At 56.3% G+C, this 10,922-nt stretch carries 13 protein-coding genes; 9 read left to right on the forward strand and 4 right to left on the reverse strand.

Annotated elements, in window-relative coordinates; translation table 11 throughout:
* Window positions 1-66 precede the first annotated feature (66 nt).
* A complete protein-coding gene (locus tag ACFO1S_RS03820) occupies window positions 67-1,026 on the forward strand; it encodes a sugar ABC transporter substrate-binding protein (protein WP_204600516.1) in 960 nt (319 codons plus the stop codon).
* A 29-nt stretch (window positions 1,027-1,055) separates the two neighbouring features.
* Window positions 1,056-2,456, forward strand: a complete 1,401-nt coding sequence (locus ACFO1S_RS03825; protein ID WP_204600514.1) for a glycoside hydrolase family 5 protein — start codon at window positions 1,056-1,058, stop codon at window positions 2,454-2,456.
* A 71-nt stretch (window positions 2,457-2,527) separates the two neighbouring features.
* Here the strand turns inward: ACFO1S_RS03825 and ACFO1S_RS03830 are convergent, their stop codons facing one another.
* Together ACFO1S_RS03830 and ACFO1S_RS03835 are read right to left on the reverse strand one after the other, a co-directional pair.
* Entirely contained in the window at window positions 2,528-3,379 is an 852-nt protein-coding gene (locus ACFO1S_RS03830; RefSeq protein WP_204600512.1) for a 1,4-dihydroxy-6-naphthoate synthase, read from the reverse strand.
* Entirely contained in the window at window positions 3,376-4,029 is a 654-nt protein-coding gene (locus ACFO1S_RS03835) for a futalosine hydrolase (RefSeq protein WP_204600510.1), read from the reverse strand. The genes ACFO1S_RS03830 and ACFO1S_RS03835 overlap by 4 nt, the downstream gene beginning before the upstream one ends.
* A 199-nt stretch (window positions 4,030-4,228) precedes the next feature.
* On the opposite strand from ACFO1S_RS03835, the gene ACFO1S_RS03840 reads away from it, so the two are divergent.
* A complete protein-coding gene (locus ACFO1S_RS03840; RefSeq protein WP_204600509.1) occupies window positions 4,229-4,786 on the forward strand; it encodes a ribonuclease H-like YkuK family protein in 558 nt (185 codons plus the stop codon).
* A 44-nt stretch (window positions 4,787-4,830) separates the two neighbouring features.
* On the opposite strand, the gene ACFO1S_RS03845 is transcribed toward ACFO1S_RS03840, so the two are convergent.
* Both ACFO1S_RS03845 and ACFO1S_RS03850 read right to left on the reverse strand, forming a co-directional pair.
* A complete protein-coding gene (locus tag ACFO1S_RS03845; RefSeq protein WP_204600507.1) occupies window positions 4,831-5,214 on the reverse strand; it encodes a hypothetical protein in 384 nt (127 codons plus the stop codon).
* A gap of 97 nt (window positions 5,215-5,311) precedes the next feature.
* The gene (locus ACFO1S_RS03850) at window positions 5,312-6,196 is read right to left on the reverse strand and encodes an AraC family transcriptional regulator (protein ID WP_204600505.1); all 885 of its coding nucleotides are present in this window, start codon (window positions 6,194-6,196) and stop codon (window positions 5,312-5,314) included.
* A 121-nt stretch (window positions 6,197-6,317) separates the two neighbouring features.
* Here ACFO1S_RS03850 and ACFO1S_RS03855 point away from each other — a divergent pair, with 121 nt between their 5' ends.
* From ACFO1S_RS03855 to ACFO1S_RS03880, 6 genes are all read left to right on the forward strand, one after another.
* Window positions 6,318-7,379 carry a Gfo/Idh/MocA family protein gene (locus ACFO1S_RS03855; protein WP_204600503.1) on the forward strand — a complete coding sequence of 354 codons (1,062 nt, stop codon included), beginning with the start codon at window positions 6,318-6,320 and terminating at the stop codon, window positions 7,377-7,379.
* Window positions 7,376-8,236, forward strand: coding sequence for a sugar phosphate isomerase/epimerase family protein (locus tag ACFO1S_RS03860; RefSeq protein ID WP_204600501.1), 861 nt, complete (start codon window positions 7,376-7,378; stop codon window positions 8,234-8,236). The genes ACFO1S_RS03855 and ACFO1S_RS03860 overlap by 4 nt, the downstream gene beginning before the upstream one ends.
* Window positions 8,237-8,250: 14 nt before the next feature.
* A complete protein-coding gene (locus tag ACFO1S_RS03865; protein ID WP_204600499.1) occupies window positions 8,251-9,141 on the forward strand; it encodes a sugar phosphate isomerase/epimerase family protein in 891 nt (296 codons plus the stop codon).
* Between the two features lie 204 nt (window positions 9,142-9,345).
* The gene (locus tag ACFO1S_RS03870; protein WP_204600497.1) at window positions 9,346-9,633 is read left to right on the forward strand and encodes a hypothetical protein; all 288 of its coding nucleotides are present in this window, start codon (window positions 9,346-9,348) and stop codon (window positions 9,631-9,633) included.
* Between the two features lie 43 nt (window positions 9,634-9,676).
* The gene (locus ACFO1S_RS03875; protein ID WP_204600493.1) at window positions 9,677-10,345 is read left to right on the forward strand and encodes a class F sortase; all 669 of its coding nucleotides are present in this window, start codon (window positions 9,677-9,679) and stop codon (window positions 10,343-10,345) included.
* A gap of 123 nt (window positions 10,346-10,468) precedes the next feature.
* Window positions 10,469-10,675 carry a cysteine-rich CWC family protein gene (locus tag ACFO1S_RS03880; protein ID WP_204600492.1) on the forward strand — a complete coding sequence of 69 codons (207 nt, stop codon included), beginning with the start codon at window positions 10,469-10,471 and terminating at the stop codon, window positions 10,673-10,675.
* The last annotated feature ends 247 nt before the right edge of the window (window positions 10,676-10,922 follow it).

Below are 10,922 nucleotides of genomic sequence, written 5' to 3' on the forward strand. Positions count from 1 at the left end.
GGCAATCGAAGCGGAGCGTCGGGGAAGGGTCAAGGTATGCAGAACATCTATGGGAGGCTATTTCAGATGAAAATGAAAAAAACAGGGACATGGCAAGCGATTGCGATGCTGTTGATCGCCGTGCTGGTATTCACGGGATGCCAAAGCAAAAGCAAGGAGGAAACGGGAGACGGTTCGAATGCGTTCACAATCGGCTTCGCCAACATCAACGACGTCTATCCTTACTGCGTGAAGGTTCGGGACTATATCAAGCAGATCGCGGACGCCGAGGGGATCAAGGTGCTTGTCGCGAACGCGGCGGGTGACGTGAAGCAGCAGAATGACCAGGTCGATAATTTTATCGTCCAGAAGGTGGATATGATCGCCGCGATTTCCGGAGACTTGGACGGCTCCGTTCCGGCTGTAGAGAACAGCTTAAACTCGAAGATCCCTTACGTTTCCCTGCTGACTCATGTCAATGCGGATGGCTATGTGTATGTGGGCTCGGAAAACAAGCAAGCGGGCGAGGTGCAGGGAGAATATTTGGCCAAGGTGCTGCCTGAGAACGCCAAGGTGCTCTATATGACGGGACAAACGAACGATCAACAGTATATCGACCGCAAAGCCGGCCTTACCGCCAAGCTGTTCGATGTGCGCAAGGATGTGAAGCTGCTTGCCGAGCAATCCTCGGATAATCAGAAGGACAAGGGAATGTCCCTGACGGAGGATTGGCTGCAAACGTATGGCGAATTCGACGCCATCATCGCCCAGAACGACGATTCCGCGCTTGGCGCCGTAGAAGCGTTAAAGGCGGCGAACCGGCTGGACGGCGTCATCGTGATCGGAATCGACGGCAGCGACGATGCGTTGGCTTCAATCGAAGAGGGCGAAATGACGATGACGGTATTCCAGGACGCCAAGGCGCAAGCTCAGGCCATCGTCGATCTGGCCAAAAAGCTGAGAGACGGAACGGAAGCCTCCAGCCTGGAAAACATCAACATACCGTTCAAGGCGATTACGAAGGAAAATCTGAGCGAAGCGAAATAACAGACAGAATCGGGATAGGGTGATTGGAAATGCAAGGGCTTAAAGTGAACGGAAACAAGATCGTGACGGCAGACGGCAAGGAATTGAAGCTTCGCGGAACGAACATCGGGGCCTGGATGAACCTGGAGAACTTCCTGAACGGGTATCCCGGATCGGAAAGCGCCCTTCGCAACGAATTCGCGATGAGATTGGGCGAATCGAGGGCCGCTCATTTCTTCGATTGTCTGCTGGACGGAATGTTCTCGGAAGCGGATGTTGTCTTCCTGAAGACTAGTGGCATGAACGTTGTTCGCATTCCGGTGAACTATCGTCATTTCGAGAGCGACCTTCGGCCCTTCGCATACAAGGAGGAAGGGTTCGAGCGTCTGGAGGAAGCTTTGAAGTGGTGCGAGAAGCACGAGATGTACGTCATTCTGGACATGCATACCGCTCCCGGCTTTCAAAGCCCGGATTGGCACTGCGACAACTCCTCGCAAAGGGCTTATTTCTGGGAGCATATTCAGTTCCAGGACCGCTTTGTTGCGCTGTGGGAGCAATTCGCTGTCAGATATCGCGGGCGCTCCGTCGTGGCGGCGTTCGATCTGCTGAACGAACCGGTGTCGAATTCCGCGTACGGACGATTCCCTGCTCCCTACCGCAGCGATTGGAGCAAGATCAACGGGGTGTACCGGAGAACGGTGGAAGCGATTCGGGCGATCGACGCGGAACGGATTCTCATTCTGGAAGGGGACTACCTGGGCTTCTACTTCGAAGGCTTCGAAGCGCCGTTCGCCGAGCATCTGGTATACAGCAGCCATCTCTATCCTCCGCCGGCGGTCAAGGAAGGTACCTATCCGGGGAAGATCGACGGAGAAGAATGGGACAAGGAGAAGCTGCGGCAAACCTTCTTCGAATCGGAGGGAGCCGCTTTCGCGCGCAAGCATAATGTGCCGCTGCTCGTAGGGGAGTTCGGGGCGTTATATGCCCATTCCGACGAAACGGAATCCCGCAGCCGCGCGCTGGGGGACATGATTGAGGCGTTCGAGGAGTTCGGAGCCCACTGGACGGTATGGACGTTTAAGGATATCGGCCATATGGGGCTGGTCCAGGTTGACCCGGCCTCGGATTACGCCAAGAAGGTCGCCCCTCTTCTTCAGGCCGAGTATGCCTTTAACCGGGATGACGGCTGGGGAAGGCAACAAGTCGCCGCGATGGCGGACCGCATGCAGGAGACCATCGGCGACGGGGAGATCGATCGGGATCTCAATCGCTACTTTCTGGAGATGAGCATCCGCGAAAACTATTTGCAGGTGTTGCTATTGCCCTCATACGTCAAAATATTCGAGAGCTTGACCGCCGATCAGGTGGAGAACATGCTGAGAGCGTTTCGGGCGGAGCGCTGCGTGCAGCACGAATCGTTGGAAGTCGTCAAAGCCTATCTGAGCAATTGAAGCGCGAAGCAGAAGCAGAGGCAGTCCCGTAAGCGATACGGGGCTGCCCCTGTCTGGTTTGGGGGGGCTTACTAGCGGAGAGAAGCCAGATCCATTCTTGGAACAAGTTCTTCGTCCATAGCTCGCTGCAGCAAGGTTTCGATAGCCGCAAAGCCGTCTTCGCCCAATTCGGCCGTAAATTCGTTCACATACAGGTCGATATGCGATTGGGCTACGCCGGGATCCATCTCCTGGGCATGCTCCAGCACGTAGGCTCTGGAAGCCTCCGGATGCTTCCAGGCATAAGCGACGGATGCCTGAATCCATTCGCGGATTTGCGCCAGATCGAGAGAGCGACGCGCGATGATCGCTCCGAGCGGAATAGGCAAGCCCGTATCGCTTTCCCACCATTGTCCAAGGTCGACCACCTGCGAGAGGCCATAATTGCGGTAGGTAAAGCGGGCTTCGTGAATGACGAGTCCCGCATCTATGAGGCCGTCTCGAACGGCGGGCATAATCTCGTGAAACGGCATGACGACGATCTCGCCTACGCCCCCCGGCACGTTCTGCGCGGCCCAAAGCCGGAACAGCAAATAAGCGGTCGACCGCTCGCTCGGAACGGCGACCCGTTTTCCTGACAATGCAGCAGGCTCCGCTTGAGCGCCGTCGTCTCGAAGGCTGCCGCCCGCTTGAAGCACCAGAGGACCGCAGCCTCTGCCAAGCGCGCCGCCGCAGGGAACGAGCTTATACTCGGGTGAGATCCAGGGCAGCGCGGCGTAGGAAATTTTCAAAATGTCGAGCTCTCCGGCGTTGACAGCCAAATTGTTCGTGACATCGATATCCGCATATTTGACGTCGAATGAAGGAGCTCCCGGAATAAGTCCATGAACCAGAGCATGGAAAGTAAACGTATCATTGGGGCATGGCGAATAAGCGATCTTCATGTTGGAACAACCTCCGATAATCGTGTTGCTGCTGTCTCAAGCGCGGCGAGCGCGTCTCCGATTCGCCAAGCGGCGCGATCGCGGGGACCTACCGTGTTCGATATTCCGCGAATTTCGAGAAAAGGAATGCCGCTGCGGCGGGCCGCCGATGCGACGCCATAGCCCTCCATGGCTTCCGCGGCAGCCCCCGGAACCCGCCGGATCAACTCGGCCGCGGATTGAGCGGAGCCCGTAACCGTAGACAGGGTGAGGATCGGCCCGTAATGAACGGATTGTCCGCGTGCGCGAAGGGCTTCGACCAGCCGTACGGACAATGCCTCCTCAACGGGAAGGCGATTGGACCCGAATCCGAGCTTGTCCACGCCGACAAACCCGTCGGGCGTCTCCGCGCCCAAATCCGCAAGCGCGACGGAGTCGGCTATGACGATCGAGCCGATCTCCGCCACGCCGGGGAAGCCGCCGCCGATTCCCGCGCTTACGACCAAGTCATAGGATGCGGCTTCCGAGCATAGCGCCGCTGTCGCGCTTACAGCAGCCTCCACCGGGCCGACGCCCCCAGCCCGCACCTCAAATCGGGCATTTCCTTGCAACCCCTTCAGCACAGCTTCTTTTTCCGCCTCGACGGCGGTCAGGATCAGAATTTTATTCATAGGCTATTCCCTTCGGGTGGGCAGTTATCGTTTCACTTATTATAGTCCTCGTCGGTCAGGGAGTAAAATCGGGCGGAGCCGAATGGCGGAATTGATTCGCGGGTTTGGAGGCTTTTCGCCGTTTGGGGTTCGAGTCCGGCAGATCGCGCCATACAATAGCTTATGGAATCGCAGCAAGCGGCGCAGAGGTGAACGTATAATGGCTATGATGAGGGCCATCTCCAAGTGGGATGATCTATGCTTTCAGAACTTGACGGAGAGCGGCCTGTATCTCGATCAGGTAGAAGAGCGAATACTTCGTTTCATCGCGAAGGACCCCCAAGGCGTCTATCAATTTATTATCGGAACGGACAGTCAGGTCCACCGGCAGCATACGAAATTCGTAACGGGCATCGTCATTCATCGCGTCGGAAGAGGCGCGTGGGCCTGTTATCGGCAGATGGCCGTTCCCAGACAGCTGACTTCGATCAGAGAAAAGCTGCTGCTGGAAACGTCCTTCTCCCAGCGGGTGGCCACTTATTTCGACGAGACCGCGCTGAGGCGCATGGAGCAAATCCTGCTGCCTTATGCGAGGCAAGGCTCGCTGCTGGATACCTTCATCGACATCGACGCGGGCATAAAGCCCGCGAGCAACAAGACGGCCGCATACGTGGAAGAGATGGTGGAGCGGGTCGAGTCGATGGGCCTGTATGCTCCGCGAGTCAAGCCGGAGGCCTGCGTGGCTTCATCCTATGCGAACCGTTACACGAAGCAATGAATGGAACCGGCGAAGGCGCCCGCCTTATCCCATCCGAAGCTCACTTAAGGATGATAGGCGCCGACGGCCACGACCTTCATTCGACCTTCGACGACAGCGTATTTCACATCAATTGTCCGCCCCTGCTGAAATTCGGGAACCCTTATGATCGGCACTGCCGTGCGGAGCGGAGCGCGGAAGACTTCCCCGTTCTCCGCCGTGACGGTCACCTCCATCGTCACGATCGGGTGGTCGTCCAGCTGGGCGTTGGTCGGCTGAATGGATTCGATGACGGCTTTGCCGGGCAGCCCGTTTTCTATGATCGAATTTTTTTCGCGCAGCTCTGCTCTATGGAGCGAGATTGCGCCGAACGCCTTCGTGATAATAATTGCGGCAGTCGCGAGGGAAAAGGCTCCGATAACGAGAATAACGGTCGTCGTTGTGTCCATAGCATCCGCTCCTTTTCCTTTTTAACGTATCCTTAACCGCATCTGTCCTTATTCAAACACGCATCGCGATCATTCGTCCGACACGTTTCCCTAGCTCTCAATGCCAGCCGTCCCGGCTTCTCCATTCCGAGGGCGACACGTTCTTCAGCTTCTTGAATGTGCGGCTGAAATAGTAGATGTCGCTAAACCCCGTAGAGAGGGCAATCTCCGAAATATTCAGCGCTTTGTTGCGCAGCATGTTTTCGGATTTGTTGATGCGGATCAGGTTGACGTACTCCACAAGCGACTTGTCCGTCAATTGCTTGAACAATCGGCTGAAGTGGAACCGGCTCAGTCCCGCGATATTCGCCAGCCTCTGAACGGTCAGCTTCTCCCGATAATGCTCGTTAATATAGGAGAACACCGGCGCAAGCCGCTCAAGCTCCTTCAGCCTGTGGCGGTATTCGTCCAACTCGGTCGGCGTTGCGACATATTTGCGCACAAGCTGGGTGAGCAAGCCGTAAAGATGAGACTTGACGGAAAGCTCGTAGCCCAGCTCCTGACGCTCTAATTCGTGAATGATGGCCAGCATGCAGCGATTGACGCTGTCGTCTTTGGAGATGCGGTTCTGAAACAGGATGCGATTTCGGGTAATGGGCGTGATGAACTTGGTCTCCACCGCATCGACGGCATGGCTATGCAACAGGGAGATATCTAAGATCATCGCATAATAGGATAAATCCTCGGATGCGCTGACGCCGTAGTGAAGCTCGTTGCTGTTCACGACGCACAGGTCGCCCGTTTGACAATGGAACGATTGGGAGCCGCATTCGATAACGGCGCTTCCGGACTCGAAGTACAAAAACTCCAAGTGCTCGTGCCAATGATGGGGAAACAACGTCTCTCCTACAACCATCTTATGGACATGTCGAGGATGGACCTTGATCGGGAAAGCGGGATTAGGCATGGGCATCGGTTCTAGAAATGCAGCTTGCTTGTCCATAGATGTCCCTCCAAGACCGCACGATTGTGCAAATAATGAGCATGCTTTTACATGGTGTCGCCGAGTAATCCCATTATAATACGAATTGAGAATAAATGTGAGCATAGGGAGTGTTGGGGAAGTGCGGAACATTCGTATCGGCGTCATCGGCACGGGATCGATCTCGGAAATGCATTTGAATGCGTACAAGAAAAACCCCGCCGTATCTCTTGCGGCCATCTGCGACGTGAACGGCGCAAGAGCGCTTCAGGTGGCGGAGAAATACGGGGCGGACAAGTCGTACACCGATTATCGCGAGCTGCTGGCGAGTTCGGACATCGATGCGGTGAGCATCTGCACCTGGAATAACACTCATGCGGAGATCAGCATCGCCGCGCTGAAAGCGGGCAAGCACGTGCTGGTGGAGAAGCCGCTCTGCCGAACCGTGGAGGAGGCGCTTGAGATCGAACGGACCGTTCGCGAGACCGGCAAGCTGCTTCAGGTGGGCTATGTGCGGCGATACGATCCGAATGTCAGGATGCTGCGGGAATTCGTCGATCAAGACGAGTTCGGCCCCTTGTATTATGCGAAGGCTTCGACGATTCGCCGTCTTGGCAATCCGGGCGGATGGTTTGCCGATATCGAACGCTCCGGCGGAGGCCCCTTGATCGACATCGGCGTCCATGTTATCGACCTATGCTGGTATTTGATGGGCAAGCCAAAAACGGTATCGGTAAGCGCGAACACCTACCGGCGGCTGGGCAATCGCTCTCATATTCAGCATCTGTCCTTCTACAAGGCGGCGGATTACGACGCTTCCAAGAACACGGTGGAGGATATGGCGAATGCATTGATCCGTTTCGAGAACGGCTCTTCCTTGCTGGTGGACGTCAGCTTCTCTCTGCATGCGAAGAAAGACGAAGGCAGCGTCAGGCTTTACGGAGAAAAGGGCGGGTTCGAGATAGATCCGGAGGTGCTCATGGTAGCCGAGAAGCACAATACGATCCTGAACATTCAGCCTCAGACGGACAGCAAGGCCGGATTTTCAGGAGAAGCGGCATTCCAGAATGAGATCGATCATTTCATCGAATGCATCACGAACGGAACGAAGCCGATCAGTCCGGTCGAGGACGGCGTTGAAATGATGAAAATTCTGTGCGGCATCTATGAATCGGCGACGAAAGGCATGGAGATTCGGCTGTGAAGCTCGGGGTCAGCTCATATAGCTTGTGGCAGGCGATGCAAAGCGGGGACATGGACATCGTCGAGGCTGTCGGCCGAATAGCGGAATTGGGAGGCGAGCACGTGGAGATCGTGCCGCTGGGCTTCGAGCTCGTCGGCCATCCTGAGCTGGTGACGGCGATCAGGAGGAAAGCCGAGGAAGCGGGCATCGAAATTTCCAACTATGCGATCGGAGCGAATTTTGCCGGATTGGACCCGGCATCCTTCGAGATGGAGATTGAGCGCGTGAAGCGGGAGGTGGATGTCGCGGCTGCGCTTGGCGTCAAACTGATGCGGCATGATGCGGCAAGCTCGGAAGATACGTCGATTCGGCGCTTCATGGCGGATCTGCCCGCGCTTGCGAAAGCCTGCCGAGAGATTGCGGATTATGCAGCGCAATACGGCATCACGACTAGCGTCGAGAACCACGGATATTACGTGCAGGCCAGCGATCGCGTGCAGGCCCTCGTGAACGAAGTGGGGAGGGACAACTTCCGAACGACGCTCGATATCGGCAACTTCCTGTGCGTGGACGAGAATCCGCTGGTCGGCGTTCGAAACAATACGAAGCTGGCATCCATCGTTCACGTCAAGGATTTCTATATCCGACCGGAATCCGCCGATCCGGGAGAGGGCTGGTTCAGGTCCTCGGGCGGGACGTATTTGCGCGGAGCGATTGCGGGTCACGGGGATCTCGACATCCGGGCGGCGCTGCGCGCTATACGGGACGCCGGCTTTAACGGCTATGTTTCTATCGAGATCGAAGGCATGGAGCCGTGCATGCAAGCGACGAAGATCGCGCTCGATAACGTTCGACGAATGTGGGCAGAGATGGAATAAGGAGAGTGGAGAGCATGTCGGGTATCGTAAAGCCTTGGAAAATCGGAGTGATCGTGGACAGTTTTAGAGCAGGGGTTCGAGCGGGATTGGGAAAAGCGCGCGACGCAGGCGCGGACGGCGTACAAATCTATGCCGTATCGGGCGAGATGGACCCGGACAATCTATCCGCTGCCGCCCGCAAGGAATGGAGAACTTACATTGCTTCTCTGGGCCTGGAGGTTTCGGCGTTGGTCGGGGATCTCGGGGGTCACGGATTTCAGGACAGGCACGCTAATCCGGCTAAGATCGAGAAGTCGAAGCGCATTCTCGATCTGGCTGTGGAGCTGGGGACGAACGTTGTCACGACGCACATCGGGATTGTGCCGGAGGACAAGGATGGCGAGGTGTACGAGGCGATGCATCTCGCCTGCGACGAGCTCAGCCGCTATGCGATGAGCATGAATGCTTATTTCGCCATCGAGACCGGACCGGAAACGTCGGCGCATTTGAAGAGCTTCCTGGCTGGCCTCGGCACCAAAGGCGTATCCGTGAACTTCGATCCGGCTAATATGGTTATGGTTACCGGTGACGATCCTGTGCAAGGCGTGTACAACCTGAGGGATTACATCGTCCACACGCACGCGAAGGACGGCATCCGTCTGCGCGAGGTCGATCCCCGGCTGATCTATGGCGCGTTGGGCTTCGATCCGCTCGATCACGACAAGATCGCGCAGGACGCCGAGTCGGGCAATGCTTTCCGCGAGCTGCCGCTAGGCGAGGGCGGAGTCGATTGGGACGCCTACTTGAAGGCGTTGCGCGATATCGGCTATGGCGGATACTTGACGATCGAGCGGGAGGTCGGCACGAATCCCGAAGCGGACATCGCGGCAGCCGTGAAATTTCTGAAGGCCAGAATGCAAGGCTGAAGACCGCCCCTTCTGAACTGCACCTCCAAGGGTTGGACACGATCCAACATTGGAGGTGCAGTTCTTTGCGCTTGAGAAGGGACGGTCATTAATCCGAATCGGCAGGGGAACTGGGACAAACTCTCACTAATAGCGAAGGCGTGTGAAGGACATCATGATGAAGGGGCAACCCACACATTCATCATTTCTAGGAGGCAATAAAACATGAAGAAAATGGCTGTGGCCGTCCTTTCCGCTTGCTTGCTTGTATCTGCCGGTTCCGCCGCTTACGCTGCTCCTGTAGCGGAAAAGAAACATGAGCACAAAATGCACGAGCACAAGATGCATGAGAAGAAAATGCATGCCAAATCCATGCACGGCCACAAGAGCAAGCTTCATGCGAAAAGCAAAAGCATGAAGGCCAAAGGCCTGCATGCCAAAAGCCTGAGAGCGAAGGATGTTACGGAATTGCCCAAAACTGGCTTCGGCGGCGCCAGCGAGCAAACGGAATAAGGGTGAAGAGGAGCTTTAACGGCTCCTCTTTTCTTTCATGATTATGGCCAAAAGATCCGTATTTATACTCGCGCTCATCGTCGCGCTTTCCTGCGCCGGGTGCGCGCCTATAATCAAGCAAGACAAGGAAATCCGACAGCATACGGCGCCCGTCCGCCCGGAAGCGCCAAAGCTTGCTACGGACCCGGGCTTGCTGCCGTCGGAAAGCAACCGCAAGGAAGTCAAGCTTCCCTTGCGGCCTGAAGCCAATCCTTCGCATGAGCAAGGCATCGTGCCGACGCGATTGTACATTCCTTCCCTCGATCTGCATGCCGATATTGAGCCCGTAGGCGTTCTGGACAATGGGCAAATGGGCGTTCCCGCCGATACGGAGTCGGTCGGCTATCTTGCAGGGGGAGCGCTGCCGGGCGCGGCGGGCAATGCGGTTATGGCAGGTCACGTAGACCATTACAAAGGCCCGGCCGTATTCTACGGATTGCGTTATCTCAAGAAGGGCGATCAAGTCGTCGTCAAGAACGTTGCAGGACGGGCAATCGCATTCGTCGTAGACGAAGTGAAGTCCTACAAGCCGTCCGAAGCCCCCATTCGCCAAATCTTCGGTCCATCCGCAGAATCGCGGCTGAACCTGATTACCTGTTCGGGAAAGTACAGCCGCAAAAAACGCGAGCATCAGGAGCGCCTGGTTGTATACGCCAAAAGGATTGTGTCGTGAAAGCGAACGAACGGGCCGAGCCGTATCCGGTCCGTTCGTTTTTGCGCGGGGCTGAGCGTGCTTGCCGGGCGGGAATTTGTTAAAGTGGATGAGAGAGGAAGAACGCGACAGGGGGCTGCGGATATGGGGGACGGAAAGCTTCATCCGGGCAAGTGTCCGCTGTGCGGACAGAACAATGCGTGCGGCAATCTTGCGGAATTGCCGCCGCACGGCTCTTGCTGGTGCAGCAGCGTCGTATTCCCGCCGGAGCTCTTCGACGAGCTCCCGGAGGAGCTGAGGAATAAAGCCTGCGTCTGCAAGGATTGCCTGAATCGCTTCAACGCGCGATAGACACCTATTCCCGGGGATCGATCGACGGGTATGCTGGTTACCTGCTCTGTGCTGGTCGTTAGTTCGACTTTACAGCACTATTCCTCTCCTCACCTGCTCCGTGCTGGCCGTTAGTTCGACTTTGCAGCACTATTCCTCTCCTCACCTGGCGACGTAAAATAGTCTGTGTACCAACATCTGGAGTCTTACCAGAACACAAAAAAGTAGGGTATCCTCGGGATTGCGACACCACCAAGAAGGAGCCCTA

It is taken from the genome of Cohnella boryungensis (genome assembly GCF_042651945.1).
In the GTDB taxonomy this organism is placed as follows: Bacteria; Bacillota; Bacilli; order Paenibacillales; family Paenibacillaceae; genus Cohnella; species Cohnella boryungensis.

Excerpts from the sequence above, each read along its gene's own strand:
- ACFO1S_RS03820 (WP_204600516.1), top strand. The coding sequence starts at position 67 with ATGAAAATGAAAAAAACAGGGACATGGCAAGCGATTGCGATGCTGTTG.
- ACFO1S_RS03825 (WP_204600514.1), top strand. The coding sequence starts at position 1,056 with ATGCAAGGGCTTAAAGTGAACGGAAACAAGATCGTGACGGCAGACGGC.
- ACFO1S_RS03830 (WP_204600512.1), bottom strand. The coding sequence starts at position 3,379 with ATGAAGATCGCTTATTCGCCATGCCCCAATGATACGTTTACTTTCCAT.
- ACFO1S_RS03835 (WP_204600510.1), bottom strand. The coding sequence starts at position 4,029 with ATGAATAAAATTCTGATCCTGACCGCCGTCGAGGCGGAAAAAGAAGCT.
- ACFO1S_RS03840 (WP_204600509.1), top strand. The coding sequence starts at position 4,229 with ATGGCTATGATGAGGGCCATCTCCAAGTGGGATGATCTATGCTTTCAG.
- ACFO1S_RS03845 (WP_204600507.1), bottom strand. The coding sequence starts at position 5,214 with ATGGACACAACGACGACCGTTATTCTCGTTATCGGAGCCTTTTCCCTC.
- ACFO1S_RS03850 (WP_204600505.1), bottom strand. The coding sequence starts at position 6,196 with ATGGACAAGCAAGCTGCATTTCTAGAACCGATGCCCATGCCTAATCCC.
- ACFO1S_RS03865 (WP_204600499.1), top strand. The coding sequence starts at position 8,251 with ATGTCGGGTATCGTAAAGCCTTGGAAAATCGGAGTGATCGTGGACAGT.
- ACFO1S_RS03870 (WP_204600497.1), top strand. The coding sequence starts at position 9,346 with ATGAAGAAAATGGCTGTGGCCGTCCTTTCCGCTTGCTTGCTTGTATCT.
- ACFO1S_RS03875 (WP_204600493.1), top strand. The coding sequence starts at position 9,677 with ATGGCCAAAAGATCCGTATTTATACTCGCGCTCATCGTCGCGCTTTCC.
- ACFO1S_RS03880 (WP_204600492.1), top strand. The coding sequence starts at position 10,469 with ATGGGGGACGGAAAGCTTCATCCGGGCAAGTGTCCGCTGTGCGGACAG.